This is a genomic window from Kribbella sp. NPDC020701, assembly GCF_055562215.1.
In genome coordinates, this window is the sequence record NZ_JBVHFT010000016.1 from 130,932 (window position 1) to 147,129 (window position 16,198).

16 protein-coding genes are annotated in these 16,198 nt (G+C 68.1%); 7 read left to right on the forward strand and 9 right to left on the reverse strand.

Annotation, left to right across the window (positions count from 1 at the left end; all coding sequences use genetic code 11):
• Positions 1-63: 63 nt before the first annotated feature.
• On the reverse strand, positions 64-1,041 hold the full coding sequence (locus tag ACZ3HV_RS32885; protein ID WP_465690039.1) for a helix-turn-helix domain-containing protein: 978 nt from the start codon (positions 1,039-1,041) through the stop codon (positions 64-66).
• A 138-nt stretch (positions 1,042-1,179) separates the two neighbouring features.
• Here ACZ3HV_RS32885 and ACZ3HV_RS32890 point away from each other — a divergent pair, with 138 nt between their 5' ends.
• Positions 1,180-4,515, forward strand: coding sequence for a S8 family serine peptidase (locus ACZ3HV_RS32890; RefSeq protein WP_465690041.1), 3,336 nt, complete (start codon positions 1,180-1,182; stop codon positions 4,513-4,515).
• Between the two features lie 230 nt (positions 4,516-4,745).
• Here the strand turns inward: ACZ3HV_RS32890 and ACZ3HV_RS32895 are convergent, their stop codons facing one another.
• The 5 genes from ACZ3HV_RS32895 to ACZ3HV_RS32915 form a co-directional block, all read right to left on the reverse strand.
• A complete protein-coding gene (locus tag ACZ3HV_RS32895; RefSeq protein WP_360369889.1) occupies positions 4,746-5,351 on the reverse strand; it encodes a hypothetical protein in 606 nt (201 codons plus the stop codon).
• 51 nt (positions 5,352-5,402) lie between these two features.
• Complete coding sequence (locus ACZ3HV_RS32900; RefSeq protein WP_465690043.1) at positions 5,403-5,555, reverse strand: hypothetical protein; 153 nt, start codon at positions 5,553-5,555, stop codon at positions 5,403-5,405.
• 195 nt (positions 5,556-5,750) lie between these two features.
• Positions 5,751-6,434 carry a response regulator gene (locus ACZ3HV_RS32905; protein WP_465690045.1) on the reverse strand — a complete coding sequence of 228 codons (684 nt, stop codon included), beginning with the start codon at positions 6,432-6,434 and terminating at the stop codon, positions 5,751-5,753.
• Positions 6,435-6,449: 15 nt separating this feature from the next.
• On the reverse strand, positions 6,450-6,815 hold the full coding sequence (locus ACZ3HV_RS32910; RefSeq protein WP_360369897.1) for a response regulator: 366 nt from the start codon (positions 6,813-6,815) through the stop codon (positions 6,450-6,452).
• A 77-nt stretch (positions 6,816-6,892) separates the two neighbouring features.
• A complete protein-coding gene (locus ACZ3HV_RS32915; protein WP_465690047.1) occupies positions 6,893-8,374 on the reverse strand; it encodes a DUF4118 domain-containing protein in 1,482 nt (493 codons plus the stop codon).
• A gap of 89 nt (positions 8,375-8,463) precedes the next feature.
• On the opposite strand from ACZ3HV_RS32915, the gene ACZ3HV_RS32920 reads away from it, so the two are divergent.
• Entirely contained in the window at positions 8,464-9,045 is a 582-nt protein-coding gene (locus ACZ3HV_RS32920) for a sigma-70 family RNA polymerase sigma factor (RefSeq protein ID WP_465690049.1), read from the forward strand.
• A gap of 19 nt (positions 9,046-9,064) precedes the next feature.
• Here ACZ3HV_RS32920 and ACZ3HV_RS32925 read toward each other — a convergent pair whose 3' ends face one another.
• The 3 genes from ACZ3HV_RS32925 to ACZ3HV_RS32935 all read right to left on the reverse strand — a co-directional run bounded on the left by ACZ3HV_RS32925 (position 9,065) and on the right by ACZ3HV_RS32935 (position 12,513).
• On the reverse strand, positions 9,065-9,811 hold the full coding sequence (locus ACZ3HV_RS32925; RefSeq protein WP_465690051.1) for a ParA family protein: 747 nt from the start codon (positions 9,809-9,811) through the stop codon (positions 9,065-9,067).
• Positions 9,808-11,313 carry a CHAD domain-containing protein gene (locus tag ACZ3HV_RS32930; protein WP_465690053.1) on the reverse strand — a complete coding sequence of 502 codons (1,506 nt, stop codon included), beginning with the start codon at positions 11,311-11,313 and terminating at the stop codon, positions 9,808-9,810. The genes ACZ3HV_RS32925 and ACZ3HV_RS32930 overlap by 4 nt, the downstream gene beginning before the upstream one ends.
• Before the next feature lie 306 nt (positions 11,314-11,619).
• Positions 11,620-12,513 (reverse strand): LysR family transcriptional regulator, encoded by an 894-nt coding sequence (locus tag ACZ3HV_RS32935; RefSeq protein WP_465690055.1) that lies wholly within the window; start codon positions 12,511-12,513, stop codon positions 11,620-11,622.
• Positions 12,514-12,774: 261 nt separating this feature from the next.
• On the opposite strand from ACZ3HV_RS32935, the gene ACZ3HV_RS32940 reads away from it, so the two are divergent.
• From ACZ3HV_RS32940 to ppgK, 5 genes are all read left to right on the forward strand, one after another.
• Positions 12,775-13,509: an SDR family NAD(P)-dependent oxidoreductase gene (locus ACZ3HV_RS32940; protein ID WP_465690056.1), complete on the forward strand. Its 735-nt coding sequence runs from the start codon at positions 12,775-12,777 to the stop codon at positions 13,507-13,509.
• Positions 13,510-13,562: 53 nt separating this feature from the next.
• Positions 13,563-14,186 (forward strand): NADPH-dependent F420 reductase, encoded by a 624-nt coding sequence (locus ACZ3HV_RS32945; protein ID WP_465690058.1) that lies wholly within the window; start codon positions 13,563-13,565, stop codon positions 14,184-14,186.
• Positions 14,187-14,326: 140 nt separating this feature from the next.
• Positions 14,327-14,950 (forward strand): NADPH-dependent F420 reductase, encoded by a 624-nt coding sequence (locus ACZ3HV_RS32950; RefSeq protein WP_465690060.1) that lies wholly within the window; start codon positions 14,327-14,329, stop codon positions 14,948-14,950.
• Positions 14,951-15,002: 52 nt separating this feature from the next.
• On the forward strand, positions 15,003-15,230 hold the full coding sequence (locus ACZ3HV_RS32955; protein WP_465690062.1) for an NAD(P)H-binding protein: 228 nt from the start codon (positions 15,003-15,005) through the stop codon (positions 15,228-15,230).
• A gap of 161 nt (positions 15,231-15,391) precedes the next feature.
• The gene (gene ppgK, locus ACZ3HV_RS32960; protein WP_465690064.1) at positions 15,392-16,144 is read left to right on the forward strand and encodes a polyphosphate--glucose phosphotransferase; all 753 of its coding nucleotides are present in this window, start codon (positions 15,392-15,394) and stop codon (positions 16,142-16,144) included.
• Positions 16,145-16,198: the final 54 nt, after the last annotated feature.

The window sequence follows — 16,198 nt, forward strand, 5'->3', positions numbered from 1 at the left end:
TCGAGTCTGCCCGCGTTCGCAACGGATCGATAGGGGGTTTCCCCCGGATCAACCCTGACAGCGTCAGATCCAGCCGCGGCGGGCGGCGTGAAAGCCCAGCTGCAGGCGGGTGTCGGCGGACACCACGTCCATCAGGGCGCGGACCCGGCGCTGGACGGTGCGCATGGAGAGATTGAGCTGGTTGGCGACAGCCTGGTCCGTGAGCCCGGCCAGCAGCAGGCCGAGGATGCGGGCGTCGAGTTCCGGCAATCCGTCAGTCGGGCCCTCGGCCATGCCGTTGGCGCCCAGGACGAGGGGGAGTCCGTCACGCCAGACCCGGTCGAACAGGGCGAGCAGGGCGTCGAGCATGCCGCTGCTGTGCACGATCAGTGCACCGATGCTGCCGCCGGATCCGGACAGCAGCGGTACCAGGGCGATCCGGCGGTCCACGATGAGTAACCGCATCGGAAGTTCCTGCACCACCCGGACCTCTTCACCGGCCTGCAGCGAGTCGGATGCGGCGGCGAAGAACCCGGGCCGGTCGAAGGCACTGCGCTCGATCACCACGCGGTAGCGCACTCCCCGCGTGACCGCGGCGTCCTCCTCCTTGTTCTCCTCCGGCGGCACCACCGCGATCTCGGCCCGGACGAACCCGAGCACCTCCTCGCGCGCCGACATCTGCAGCTGCGCGAACCGCTGCCCAACTGCCTTCGCGCCGCGGACCACATCCACGACATCACTGACCGAACGCTCGGTGTCGGTACCCCGGTAAACCTCGGCCAGAGACTCGATCTCGCGTTGCGCCCGCCGCAGCTCCTCCTCGCGTTGCACGGCCAGTGCCTCAAGCGCGACCGATGGCGGCGAGGCGACGTACCGATCGGTGCCGCCGCTGGACCGAGCGGCCAGGCCGAGCGTCTCCAGGGCGATCAGGGAGCGCGCGGCCTCGACCGGGTGGCAGCCGATCCGGGTCGCGAGCTCGGTGGCGTCGTACGACGGCACCTCGACGAGGGCGCGGTACGCGAGTTCTTCGGAGTCATCCAGTCCGAGCACGTCGAGCACCATGCCTCCCAGCAGTCGGCGATGTGGCGGCCCGGCCCTGGCGGGTAGGCGAATTGTCGCAATCTTGCCAGGACCGACGGCTCCTTCGCTGGCGGTTTTGCGATGGACTACCCGTCAACCGTCCCGAAGGTGGTTCTCCCCATGCATCTGGCCCGTCAAGCTTTGATCGGCGTGGCTCTGACTGCTCTTGTCGCAGGCAGCGCCGTTCCCGCCACCGCAGCGCCGCCGGTGTCCACCGCTCAGCCCACTCTGCCGGTGCAGGTGGACAGTGCGAAGGTCGTCACGCTCCTCACGGGTGACAAGGTCCAGGTCACCCCAGCCGGCTCTGGACGCAGCAGTGTGCGGTTCGTCCCCGCCGACGCCGCCCATGGCGGCTATGAGACTCGTACGGTCGGCAAAGACCTGTACGTCGTCCCCGACAGCGTCGCCCGCCTGGTCAACAGCGGCAAGGTGGACCAGGCGCTGTTCAACGTGAGCGGTCTGATCCGGCAGGGGTACGACGACGCGTCCACCGACCAGATCCCCGTCATCGCGACGTACAAACCGACTGCCCGCGCCGCACAGCAAGCGGTTCCCACCGGATCCACCCGCACCCGAACGCTGTCCTCCGTCGGAGCTACCGCGCTGCGGACGGACAAAGAACGCGCCCGGGAAACCTGGCTATCGCTCTCTGGCGGTCCTGACGTCCAGAAGCTCTGGCTCGACGCGAAGGTGCACAAGACCCTCGACCAGAGCGTCCCGTACGTCGGCGCGCCGCAGGCCTGGCAGGCCGGGTACGACGGCACCGGTACGACGGTCGCCGTCCTCGACTCGGGTGTCGATGCGGAGCACCCGGACCTGGTTGGCGCGGTCAGGGCCCAGCAGAACTTCACCGACAGCCCCGACGTCGCCGACCACGACGGTCACGGCACGCACACGTCCTCGACCGTGGCCGGGCGCGGTGTCGCGTCGAACGGTCGCAACAAGGGCGTCGCCCCGGGTGCGCAACTGCTGTCCGGCAAGGTCCTGAACGACTACGGCAGCGGTGACCTCTCCTGGATCATCGCCGGGATGGAATGGGCCGTTGCCGAGGGCGCCGACGTGATCAGCATGAGCATCGGTACGTCGGAACCCGTCGACTGCACCGACCCGATGGCCGCGGCGGTCGACCGGATCAGCAAGGAGTCCGGTGTCCTGGTCGTCGTTGCCGCTGGCAACCTCGGCGGACCGGCCGAGGCGATCACCAGCCCGGGGTGTGCGGCGTCGGCACTGACCGTGGCGGCGACCGACCTGACCCAGACGACCGCCGACTTCTCGAGTCGCGGTCCGGTGATGGCCAACCACGCGGTCAAGCCCGACATCGCAGCGCCCGGTGTGGACATCACCGCGGCACGGGCGGGCGGGCGCGGCGACTCGGCGTACATCGACATGAGCGGTACCTCGATGGCGACGCCGCATGTGGCCGGCGCGGCCGCGATCCTGAAGCAGCAGCACCCGGACTGGAACGGTCAGCAGCTGAAGGCGACCCTGCAGAACTCGGTGCGCTCGGCGAGCACGGTCGGGATCTACGAGCAGGGCGCCGGCGAGCTCGACGTCGCGCAGGCGATCACGCAGCAGGTGACCGGGCCGGGCACGATCGACCTCGGAACGTTCGCCTGGCCGCACACGTCGTCGGACAAGATCACCAGGCAGCTGACCTATCACAACAGCGGGACGCAACCGGTCACGCTGACCTTCGCCACCGATGCCCGCGGCAACAACGGGAAGCCGTTGCCGACGTCACTCCTCAGCCTCGGTGCTACCTCACTGACCATCCCGGCCGGTGGCACCGCGGACCTACCGGTGACCGTCGACCCGTCCGCCGCCCTGGACTACGGCCTGTACGGCGCGGTGAGCGCGCGCGTGGTTGCTACTGGCAACGGGCGCACAACTGTGACCCCGCTCGGCTTCTACCTCGAGCCGCAGTACGTCGACGTGACCTTCAAGCTGATCGACCGCGACGGCAAGGCCGCCTCGTCGATCTCCAGCCTGGACGTGTTCGACCTCGACAGCATCGCGGCGCAGCGTGTCGGCTTCGAGGGTGCGGACCGCACGCTGCACCTGCGCGCGGGCACGTACTCGCTGGCGGCGTCGATCGCGCACGACGGCGCCGACGGATTCGTCGACTCGTACGCGTTCCTCGGCGATCCGGAGATCACGCTGACGAAGAACACCACGATCACGTACGACGCCCGCACGGCGGCCCAGGCGAGGGTGATCACCCAGCGTCCGAGCGCACCGAAGGGCGGCAGCCTGACCTATGGTCGGATTGTCGACAACTGGATCCTCTCGTCGAGCCGCAGCTACGGCACGGGGGTGAAATCGATCTACCTCGGCACGACGCCGAAGGCTCGCCGCGGGATCTTCGAAGTGGTCGAGGGGTGGCAGTTCGGATCGCCGGCCGGTGCGAAGTCGCCGTACCTGTACAGCCTGGCCTTCACGCACGAGCAGCAGGTGAGGGGCAAACCGACCCATCGGGTCCGCGATCGCGACCTGGCGACGATCGATGCGACGTACTACACGCCGGGGAAGGCCTACAACTACTCCGAGTACGTCGACGTGTGGCGGCCGTGGAGCCTCAACCTGATCCCGACCGGGGACCGGGGGACAGTGGCGGGGCCGACGCGAGTGCAGCACCTGGTCACGGCCGACCAGGACACGAAGGTGTCGCAGATGGTCGGGCATGCGGACGCGATGGCCTGGCCGTTCGCGACGCTGATGACGTCGACGGCGACGGCGTACGAACCGGGGAGTAGGCACAGCGAGAGCTGGTTCAAGGCGGGGCTGCGGCCGGGGTTGGTGACCGACCAGACGACCGGGCTGAAGTTCGTGCCGGCCGCGCGGGCGGGGAACACGGTCTGGAGCAACTTCGCCAGTTGGGCGGACGCCGAGCCGGGACACTTCTCGCGGCAAGGATTCCTCGACCTGGGCGGGACAGAACTGCTCGCGGACGGGGTGTCGCTGGGGGAGTACGGGTACTACGGCCAGGGGGTGTGGGACGTGCCGGCCGCGGTAACCAATCTCGAGCTGGTCTACAAGCTGAACCGGTGGCAGCGCGGCGACTACAAGTGGGAGTCGCCGTCGAACGTCGAGACTCGCTGGACGTGGAACAGCTCGGCCGCCGACGCGGGCAAGCCGTTGCCGCTGCTCTTCCCCGACTATGACCTCGCCGTCGACCTGAACGACCGCGCACCGCGAGTACCGCTCTACCCGATCACCATCACAGCTGAGTCAGGCCAGTGGTACAAACCCGGCCGGTTCACGTCGGCCAACGTCTGGACGTCGTACGACGACGGCACCAGCTGGACCCAGGTCCCGGTGGTCAACCTCGGCACCAAAGCTGTGGCCCTGGTCAACAATACCAAGGCAACCGACTTCGTCACCCTGAAGGTCGAACTGACCGACACCAACGGCAAGTCCGTCACGCAGACCCTGACCCGTTTCTACGGAATCAGCTAGAAACCGAAGAACACCCCCGGCCTGGGCGACCGGGGGTGTTCTTCACTTGGTTCAAGTGGTGCCGGACCGGGAAGCGCCTCACGGCGCGTGGCCGCTCGTAGCGGCTAATTTTGGGACCCGGGGCTTGCACCGGCCCGACACCTCGAACAGTGTAACCGGTGCCCAAACCCCTTGTCCTGTAGGGATCTCGGGCAGTAAGACGCCATAGCATCCGAATTGGAAGCGCGCAACTACCAGAGTTGCCCGGCGCGTTCGGAGCGGGCCGCCGCCTGCAACTGATCGGCCGTTTCGACGAGCTTCGAGGCCGACAGCACCCGGTCGTGACCGTCGTCGGCGAGGTGTGCCCGGCCGGTCGCCACGATCCGCGCGAACGCGGCCGCCCGGTCCAGAGTCGTGGCGAAGTCCCCGGTCGCGACACCCCGCAGTACGGCGTCGACCATGTCCCGCACCTCGGCCGGCCCCGGCGGCTCGGCGACCCCCGCGACCACCGCGTGCACCTCCGCGTACTTGCGACCGGCCGCGAACTCGCGGGAGACCTCTTCGGCGTTGGTGTGCACCCAGGAGCGCAGCAGGTACAGCCGCCACAACGAGCCCGGCAACGAGTCGGCCGGCGCGTCGGACCACAGCTCGGCGAGCTCGTCCAGGCCGTAGTCGTCGGCCAGCTTGACCACCCGCGCATGCACCTCGGCGTCCTCGGAGTTACGGACACCACGCACGAGCAGTTCGGCGGTCCGGTGCGCGACCTCGGTGACGGTGGCGGGGTCGGCAGCACCGGGCAGCGACTCGAACAGCTTGTTGCCCGGCATGATCGGCCGGCGCGGGTTGGGCGTACTCACGCGCTCCATGGTGCCTGACGCCATGAACCACCGCACGCCGACCCGGCGCAGTCAGTCCTGGTCGCCCGAACTCCGCACCCGCTGCTGTGCGGCGGCTTGCTTGGCTCTGACGATGTCCGGGTCCCTGGCATCGAGCGGGAGCACAGCGTCGTCGTACCGTCGGTCTTTTCTGCGATTGACTTTCGCGATCCGAATCTGTCGCATCAGAACTCCTGTGGAGGGCAGGCCTGGCGCCGAGGTGTTGGAGGGGGTTCTCAAGACGCCAAGCCCGCCTGCCTGTGGGGTCCCCAGGCCGGTGATCTCGTCAAACGATCCGCTATCGGACGGCCGGCGTCAGCACGGCCAGCGTCCAGATGTAGTACCCGCTAACCGGAATCTGCACGGCTGGCTGACCGGTACTCAGTTGGCGTCGAGGTAGGTGATCACGGCCAGCACCCGGCGATGGTCGCCGCTGGTCTCCTGGAGCCGCAGTTTGGCGAAGATGTGCCGGACATGCTTCTCCACGGTCGCTTCGGTCACCCACAGTTGGCGTGCGATGCCGCCGTTGGAGCGACCCTCGGCCATCAGGGCGAGCACTTCGTGCTCACGCGGACTCAGCTCGGCGAGCGGATGGTTGGCCCGGCGGGCACTGACCAGTTCCTGGACCAGGGCGGGGTCCATGGCCGAGCCGCCCCGGAGTATCCGCTCCAGCGTCTCGATGAAGTCGCCGACATCCGTCACCCGGCTCTTCAGCAGGTAGCCGATCCGCTGGCCGGACGCGAGCAGTTCCATCGCGTGCTCGACCTCGGCATGGGCCGACAGCACGAGGATTCCGGTGGCCGGGAACTCGCGCCGGATCTCACGGGCGGCGTCCAGTCCTTCGGTGGTGTTCGTCGGTGGCATCCGGATGTCCACCACGACCAGGTCGGGCGTCAGCTCCCGCACCAGCGGGAGGATCCACACGCTGTCGCCGGTCTGCCCGACGACCTCGAACCCCGACTGCTCCAGGAGGCTGGCCAGCCCTTGGCGCAGGAGTACGTCGTCCTCGGCCAGGAGAACGCGGGTTCGCTCCCTACCGCCCTCGCCGGCCGACTCGATCGTCATGTGTTCACGGTAAACCTACGTGACGTCGAGGATCCGGCGAATAGCGCTGCCCGACAACCTGGTCTTGGACAGGAGCGCCGCGGCCGGCACGGTGGCGACCAGATCGATCAGGTCGTCCGCCGCATGGGTGGAGATCAGAATGACGTGCGCGGGGTCCACGTTCGTCTCGGTCTGGATCCGCCGGGCCAGGTCGAGGCCGCTCTCGCTGCCAAGACTCACATCGACGAGTACGACGTCAGGCTCAGCGGCGTCCAATTGCCGCAGAGCCTGCTCGATCGTCGAGGCGACCCCGACCACGGTGAGCCCGTCACTTTCGAGGCGCGAGCGGGCAGCATCGAGGAAATGAGTGCTGTCGTCGACGATGAAGCAGCGCAACGCCATGTCACCAGGATCACGCTCCGGGTGCTCCGGCGCATTCCAGCTAACGCGACCTCTCCGGCCATTCGGCCACTCAACGGTCAGCTGCCGGCCAGCGGGAATTCCGCTGTCAAGGTGGTTCCGGCGCCGCGGGGACTGTCGAGGTTCAGCCGGCCACCGAGCGCTTCCACCCGGTCACGGAGGCCGAGGAGCCCGGTGCCCCGGCTGAAGTCCGCGCCGCCTTGCCCGTTGTCGTGGATCTCGACGCGGAGTGCGTCGCCGGTGATGTCGGTGGTGACCGCGACCAGCGAGGCACGCGAGTGTTTCGCCGCGTTGGTCAGGGCTTCGGAGACGAAGTAGTAGGCGCTCGCCTCGAGCCGCTCCGACAGGCGCGGCTCCGCGCGCAGCGTCAGGCGGATCGGGATCGCCGACCGGCGGCCCAGCGACTTCAGTGCCGGGGTGAGGCCGCCCTCGGCGAGGATCGCCGGGTGGATTCCGCGCGCTGTCTCGCGGAGCTCGTCCAGCGCGTCGGTCAGGCCGCCGTGGAGCTGGTCCAGCTCCGCGGTCAGCTCGACGAGCTCAGGCGGCACCTTGCGCTGAGCTGTCTGCAGCCGGAGTGCGAGTGAGACGAGCCGTTGTTGTGCGCCGTCGTGCAGGTTGCGCTCGATCTGGCGGCGCGTCCGGTCGGCGGTGACCACCACCCGGGCGCGGGATGCCATCAGTTCGGCCCGGGCCTCCGCGTTCTCGATCGCGGTCGCGACGAGCTCGGTGAAGCCCGCGATCTGCGCCTCGGTCTTGGCCGGGAACGGGGTCTCCCTGGTCGTGGAGGCGGCGACGACGCCCCAGAGCCGGCCGCCCACAATGATCGGGCAGCCGATCGAGGAACGGATTCCGAGGGCCTGCGCCTCCTGCGCGATCATGCCGGACGCACCGGCGAGGCTGTCCAGCCGGATGGGTTCGCCGCGGCGGCGTATCTCACGGGCGATGCTCACCCCGTCGAGGTCGAACCGTTCCCCGACGGCCAAGTGGACGGGCACCCGGCTCCAGGCCGCGACGCCGGAGACCGTTCCGTCGGGTTCGTAGCGCTCCATTCGCGCGAGATCGGCGTCGCAGAGTCGCCCCACTTCTTCGGTCACGGCGGTGAACAGGACACTGGGCGGCACCCCTTGAGCCACCTGAGTGGCGACCCGCCGGAGCGCGGACTGTTCGGCGGACAGCCGTTGGGCTTCCAGCGCCGCCCGCCGTAGCCGAGCCGCGAGCTCGCCCACGACCACCGCGGTCACGAGGAACACGCCCAAGCCGACCGCGTTCTCGGGATCGGCGAGCAACAGCGAGTGCAGTGGGGTGACGAAGAAGTACGCGTAGGCCCACACGCTGAGCACGGCCGTGATGACGGCGAGTGGAGTACCCCAGAAGATCGCGATGGGCAGTACCGCGAGCAGGTAGAGCACCAGCAGGCTGAGGGTCGGCACGTGCGGCTCGCCGAACTTGATGAGCGCGGTCACGGCAGCGACCAGCAGGCCGGCTGCGAGCAATCCAGTCAGCCGGTGGACGACCACTGAACTCGCCCGGCGACGGTCCATGTCACCACACTTTCCCTGGACGAACGCTAACCGAGGTGACGGGATGCCTGCCAGCAGGTAGCCCCACGTCCGGTCAATGGGAGGGTCGGATGGAGGCTCGCCGCGACGACAAAGAGGCCGGCCAGGAGGAGTCTCGGAGTGTGATGTCCTCCACCCCGGAAGACCTGAAGGCCCGGTTCGAAGCCGAGGCGATACCGCTGCTGCCGCGCTTTCACATCGCCGCGCTGCGACTCACGGGGAACCCGGCCGATGCGGACGACCTGCTGCAGGAAACCTACCTGCGGGCCTACCGCGGGTTCTCCCGGTTCCGCTCCGGGACGAACCTGACCGCCTGGCTCTATCGGATCCTCCGGAACACGTTCATCAACGGCTACCGCAAGCGTCTGCACGAGCCGAGGACGATTCCGGAGGCCTGGCCGCACCACGCCGTTGATCGACGGCACGCCGAGGCGTCGGCCGAAGCGACGGTTGTCGGCTCGATGCTCGACGACCAGCTTCGGCAGGCACTCTCGTCCCTGCCGGAGCAGTATCGGAAGGCGCTCCTGCTGTTCGAGATCGAAGGCTTCAGCGTCCGTGAGATCGCTGCGATAGTCGGCGTCCCGCCCGGCACAGTGATGTCCCGCCTGCACCGCGGCCGCAGAACCCTCCGCCAAACGCTCCAGCCGGGCTAACGTCACCCGTGTTGTGGGCTCATACCTTCGCATGCACCCGGGCTTCGTCCCACAGGCTGCGGTAGGCGACCGACGCCGGGGAGGTGCGGGCCCAGGCCACCACCGGGGCGCGGCGTACGCCCATCTGCTCGACGACCGAGGCCATCGGGATCACGGTGCCCGCGACGTCTTCGTGTTCCTTCGGGAGTTGCTCGGACAGGTCGCGGTGCAGCCGGCGACGGCGGTCGACCATGGACAGGAACGCGAGCAGGTCTGGCGCAGGCCCCTTGGCCTCGGCGATGAACGACCGCAGCTGGTCGAGCGTGCGCACCGACAGGGGAGCGGGGATCAGCGGAGCGAGGACCAGGTCGGCGGCGCGCACGATGCCCTCGGACACGAGCGACACGCTCGGCGCACAGTCGAGTACGACGACGTCGTACTCGTCGGCCATGCTGTCGAGGAGCCGGCCGAGGCGGCGGGTCGGCTTCTTCTGCGCGTCCAGCAGCAGGTCGAGGTTGCGGTAGGAGAAGTCGGACGGCAGCAGGTCGAGGTTGTCGAAGTCACTCGCTTTGACGGCGTCGTGGAGGTCACGCTTGCCGGAGACGAGCGCCTCGCCGCCGCCCTTGACCTTGGGCCGGATCCGGAACAGGTACGTCGCACCGCCCTGCGGATCCAGGTCCCACAACAGGACCCGGTGTCCGCTCTCGGCGGCCAGCCAGGCCACGTTCGCCGCCGCGGTCGTCTTCCCGACTCCGCCCTTGATGCTGTACGACGCGATGATCCTCATCGGCTGGTCACCATCCTGGCGTAGAGACGCTGGTTGTGTTTCCGGTTGAACCGATGCCAGCGGTCCGCCACCTCGGCACGAGCGGCGTCCTGACGAAGCTGCAGGTGGTGTTCGAGGCGACCCATCGCCATCAACGTCGCCGGGGGCGTCCCGGCCTTGGCGAGTTCGACGGCGTACTGGTGGACGCTGGTGCGTTGGGCCTCGGCGTCCTGGAACTCGCCGAGGATGTCCTGCAAGAGCTTGAGCTCACTCACGGCCTCGCTTCGGGCGTCGGCGCCGTACAAGCTGGCGAAGAACTCGAGCAGGTAGCGCAGCTCCTTGCAGCGCTTACGGAGGTCGTGCACGGCTGCTGCCGGAGAGGTGTCGGTGATGGCGTCGCCGCGCTTGGCGACTCGCTTCCAGGCGCGGCTCAGCAGCTCGTCGGCGACCTCGATCACCGGGCGCTCGGCAGGCCCCGGGACCATCAGCTCACGGTGCCATCCGTCGAGCAGCGCGGCGAATCGTTCGGACCGCAGTGCGCGGTTCAGTACGTCGTGCGCCCTTGTGCAGTGCCGCGTGAGCTGCTCGCGGAACGGCTCGAGCTCGCTGGATGCGTTGACGTGGCTGACCAGGTCGTCGAAGCCGAGCAGGTACACGTCGAGATCACGACTCAACGAGGTCTGATCGGCGAGCCACTTGAGCTCGACGGCGTACCTCGCCCGGATGTCCTCGTCGATCGTTCCGTGCGCGAACTTCAGCACGGCTCGGGTACGGCGCACCGTGACCCGCAGATCGTGGAGGAACTCGGTGTCCAGTTGGCGAAGCGTGCCCTCGACGTTGTCGAGGACGATCTCTCGTAGTTGCGTGAGCGTGCCGGCGAACGCCTGGGTGGCCGGGATCCGCCGGGTGAACTCCAGGTCGGGCTTCGACCGGAAGCTGCGCGGATGGAGACCGGCGGCCCGGAAGACCGACTCGAAGAGCGGCTCCTTGGCCGGCCCGAACCCAGGGATGGCGTCCAGTGTCCGGCACACCCTGGCGGCGTCCTTGTCGTAGCCGCGGAGAGACTCGATCCTGGCTCGCAGGCCGACGGGCGCGCCGTCCCGGACTGCTGTGGGACCTTCGACGACGATCCGGGCGACGGTCTTCTCCTCGGGGCCGAGCACCGAGAGCACCTGAACAGGACCGCTCGCGACTACGCGCGGCAGCAGCGCCCGCATACCGATCAGTTCGAGGACCCGGTCTCGCGTCACACCGTCCGGAAGGGAGTGCGCGGTGACCGCTGTACGGCCGGTCGGCTGTCGGGAAATCCGCTGCCCTTCGACGTCGCTCAGCACGAGCCACGACTCGCGCTTCCGCACGTGGTGCTCGAGCAGCAGCCCTGCCCGGAACAGCCGCCAGTCATGCGTGTCGAACCAGACTCTGCGCTCGGTGTGGTGGACGTCGACGCGCACCTGCAGCGCGTCGGTCAGCACGTCGACGCACGAAGGCCCGACCGCCTCGTCGACCACGAACTCAGCCGCCACCTCGGCTCCCGGAAACGCGACGTGAACGATGAAATGAACGCAGGTATATCTCACTCCAGTGAACTACGGCATGCCCCTGTCGCGATGCGGGCGCGCGGACTACCGGTCTGCCGATATTGGAATCGCTGGTCTTCCGTCGAGCGCGTTGACTCGCGGCAACAGCTGGACCACAGGTCCGACCCATCCGCTGCCCGCACCGACTGGACCACCTACATCGCCGACAGGACAGCGAATGCCCAACACGAACGCGAGAAGTGGTATCCGGGCAACTCAGCTTGCAGCCCATTTCGGCAGTCCACAGCAGCTTTAGACTCGACCGCCTGGATAAGCCTCATAGTTCCCACATTCTGCCGTGATCTCGGCCGTCGCTTGCGCCGCGGTGAAGAAGTCGTCGGCCATCGGCGAGGTGCGCGACGCCGCCATCGCGACGAATACCTGGTCCGGCGCCAGATCTGGGACGGGAACGTAGCTGATGTCCGGACGTGAGTAGAACACGGTCTCCGAACGCCCCACGAATGAGATACCACGGCCGGCCGCGACGTGCTCGAGCTTCTCCTCCACCCCGCGCACCCGGAGCCCGGAGTCGGGGTGCGGGCGCCTGGTGGGCTGCGTGCTCGCGTCGGCATGCCAGACCAGCGGCTCACCGGCCAGGTCGGCCTCGGTGACCTCCTCCTTGCCGGCCAACCGGTGACCGGCGGGCAGCACCACCATGAGCGGCTCGGTGTAGAGCGGAGTCAGGCGTAGGCCGGTCTCGTCGATGGGCAGCCGCACATAGCCGACGTCGACGCGGCCGTCGAGCAGCATCAGGGCTTGGTCGTCCCATTCCATTCGCTGCACGTCGACGACCACGTCCGGATGCTGGGCCTCGAACTCCCGCGTCGCCGGGATGACCGGGATGCCGGCCCGAAAGCCGACCACCAGCCGCTGGCTGCCGCGGGCGGCTACGGACACCCGGCGCCGGACCGCGTGCGCGGAGGCAAGCAGCGGACCGGCGTCGTCCAGCAGTTGCCGGCCCGCGTCGGTCAGCGCGACGCCGTGGCTGTCCCTGGTGAACAGCGAGGCGCCGAGATCCTGTTCCAGCGCGCGGATCTGCCGACTGAGCACCGGCTGCGCGATGTGCAGCTCATCGGCGGCGCGGCCGAAGTGCAGCCTGTCGGCGACGGCGACGAAGTAGCGCAACTTGCGCAGGTCCAGATCCATGGAACCTCCCGGTACGGCGATGCCTCCAGGGTATCGCCACGGCTGAAAAGGGTCTTGGACACCCACTCGAACCAATGGCATCGTTCATGGGGCCCGAGCGAATTCGGTATGGGAATTCGGCATCGGGATTCGATAGCAGGACCCAAACCAGAGTGAGCAATCGAGCCCCGTCCATCACGTCATTCGACGGCGTTGACGACGGGTCTGGCGCATATCAGAACCGAACTCTTTTCGGATACCCATCAATTCAACGGAGTAATCGTGGGAAAGCTCGATGGCAAGGTAGCGGTGATCACCGGTGGATCCACCGGTATGGCACTGGCCGGCGCCAGACTGTTCGTCGAAGAAGGAGCGCACGTCTTCATCCAGGCCCGGAAGCAGGAAGCACTGGACGACGCGGTCAAGCTGATCGGCCGCAACGTCACCGCCGTCCAGGGGGACGCGGCCGAACTGGACGACCTGGATCGCTTGTACGACACCGTCAAGCGGGAGAAGGGCTCGATCGACGTGCTGTGGGCCAGCGCCGGGATGGGCGAACCCGCCGTCCTCGGCGAGATCACCGAGGAACAGTTCCACCGCGCCTTCTGGCTCAACGCGCGCGGCACCCTGTTCACCGTGCAGAAGGCACTGCCGCTGATCAACGACAACGGCTCGATCTTCATGACCGGATCCAACGCCTCCCTCGGCGCCTTCCCCGGCTGGAGCCTCTACGCGGGAAGCAAAGCCGTCCAGCAGGCCTGGGCCCGCGTCTGGCTCAACGAACTGCGCGACCGCAAGATCCGGGTCAACGTCCTGACCCCCGGCCAGGTCGCCACCGCCAAACAGGAAGAACTGTTCGACGAGGCAACCAAGGCCGCATTCGAGTCCCTCATCCCCCGCGGAACGATGGGCCGCCCCGAAGAAATCGCCACCGTCGCCCTGTTCCTCGCCTCCGACGACTCCAGCTACGTCAACGGCCTGGAACTGGTCACCGACGGCGGCACCACCGCCATCTGAACCACACACCAGGAACGCCGCGGGCACACCACCACAACAAGAGAGCACACCTCATGGGCAGCATCACCATCATCGGTACGGGGAACATGGCCCGTACCATCGGCACGCTCGCGGTGGCGGGCGGCACCACCGTCGAGGTCATGGGACGCGATCAGTCCAAGGCCGATGACCTGGCCAAGGCTCTGGGCGGCGGCGCGACGACGGGCAAGTGGGGCGCCGTCCCGGCCGGGGACATCGTCATCACAGCCCTGTTGTACGACGGTGTCGTTCCGGTCGTCGCCGAGTACGGAGACGCCCTCGCGGGCAAGGTCATCGTCGACATCAGCAACCCCTTCAACGCCACGTTCGACGGACTTGCCCACAGCGAGGAGACCTCGATCGCGCAGGAAGTCGCCAAGGTCGCCCCGGCCGGCGCCAGCGTGGTGAAGGCATTCAACACCATCTTCCGGAATGTCCTGGAGAAGGGACGGCCCAACGTCTTCATCGCTGGCGACAATGCGCGGGCCAAGGCGGGCGTGGCGGCATTCATCGAGAGCCTCGGACTCCGCCCGCTGGACGTCGGCGGCCTGAAAATGGCGCACTGGCTGGAGGGAATGGGCGTGGTCACGGTGGGCCTGGCCGGCAACGGGGTTGGCCACTGGGACTTCGCCCTCGGCGTGAACGAATTTACCGGCTGAGCCCCCGGGCGCCGAGCAGTCGGCGAACAAGGCGCCGTGCGCCCTGACAATGGCTGACGGATCACTGACTCGCTCAACCGTCAACAACGACGGGGTGGGCATGCCGTTCGATTCAGACTAGAGAAAAAGAGTACTCACCCATGAGCAGCATCAGTTTCATCGGCGTCGGGGCCATGGCCCGCGCCATTGCCACTCGCGTGGTTGCGGGCGGCAACTCCGTCGAGATCATCGGCCGCGACGCCGCCAAGGCCAAGGGCCTGGCTGCCGCGCTCGGCAGCGGGGCCACGGCTGGGACATTCGGCACCGTCCCTGCTGGCGACGTCGTCGTCCTCGCCGTGCCGTACACCAGCGCCGTGCCGGTCGTCGCCCAGTACGGGGATGCACTGGCCGGCAAGGTCATCATCGACATCTCCAACTCCTTCAACGCCGACGCCACCGAGCTTGTCATCCCTGACGGCACTTCCGGTGCGCAGGAGATCGCCAAGGCCGCCCCAGCGAGCGCGCACGTCGTGAAGGCGTTCAACACCGTCTTCGGCCACGTCCTGGCCCAGGGGCGTCGGTCGGACGTGTTCTTCGCCGGAGACGACGCGCAGGCCAAGGCCAGCGTGTCGGCGTTCATCGAGAGCCTCGGACTGCGTCCCCTCGATGTCGGTGGCCTGGAGATGGCCCGCTGGCTCGAAGGGGTCGGTCCGCTGCTGATGGGCCTGGCCCGCCACGGCGCGGGGAGCTTCGACGTCGCCCTCAGCGTCGACCTCCCCGACTGAGGGCACTCGCACCGCCACTTCTTCCGCCGCATCACTCATAAGGAGCAGTAGCTTGCGCGTTTTCGTCACTGGTGGGACCGGCCATTCCGGTTCGTACATCATCTCCGACCTCATCGCCGCCGGGCACGAGGTCACCGGCCTGGCCCGGTCGGACACGGCCGCAGCGGCGCTGTCCGCCCTCGGCGCGAAGACGCGCCGCGGCGACCTCCAGGACCTCGACGGGCTCAAGGAGGCAGCCGCCGACTCCGACGGCGTCATCCGAGGCGCTGGTCGAGAGTGATTCCGCCGGCATCGCTGACGGCGTCCGAGGCGCGTGGCATGCTGGCGAGCATGTGCGGTCGATACGCGTCGGCGGCCAGCCGTGCCGATCTGCTCGACGCCTGGCGAGGACGCTGACCCGGTGCGGCAAGTGCGGGCGAGGGGAGAGATCAGGTGCCCAGGATGAGGACGTCGACCGCTTTCGGGGTCGACATCGGCGGCAGCGGGATCAAGGGCGCCATCGTCGACCTGGAGAAGGGCGACCTGGCCACGGAGCGGGTGAAGTACCTGACGCCCGATCCGTCCACCCCGGAGCCCGTCGCCGCGGTCGTGGCCCGGCTGGTCAAGGAGGCCGGGTGGACCGGTGAGCTGGGCGCGACGTTCCCGGCCGTCATCAAGAACGGGGTGGCCAAGACCGCCGCGAACGTCGACACGAGCTGGATCGGGACCGACGTCGACGAGGTCCTCACCGACATCACCCGCTGCGAGGTGACCGTGCTCAACGATGCCGACGCGGCCGGCATCGCCGAGGCCCGGTTCGGCGCGGCCAAAGGCGTCGACGGCGTGGTCATCCTGCTCACCTTCGGCACCGGTATCGGCAGCGCGCTGCTGCTCGACGGCCAGCTCGTGCCCAATACCGAGCTCGGTCACCTCGAGCTGGACGGGTACGACGCGGAGACGAAGGCCTCCTCGGCGGCGAAGGACAACGAGGGCCTGTCGTTCAAGCAGTGGGCCAAGCGGGTGCAGCGATACCTTCGGCACGTGGAGAACCTGTTCACCCCCGACCTGTTCGTGGTCGGCGGCGGGGTCAGCAAGCACGCCGACAAGTGGGTGCCGCTACTCGAGCTCTCCACTCCGGTGAAGCCGGCTCAGCTGCTCAACAACGCCGGCATCGTCGGCGCGGCGATGGCCGCGCACGAGAAGTTCACCGCGTAGGCCGACTACAACGCGGCGCCGGCATCGGCGGTCATCCTGGACCAGATCCCGGTC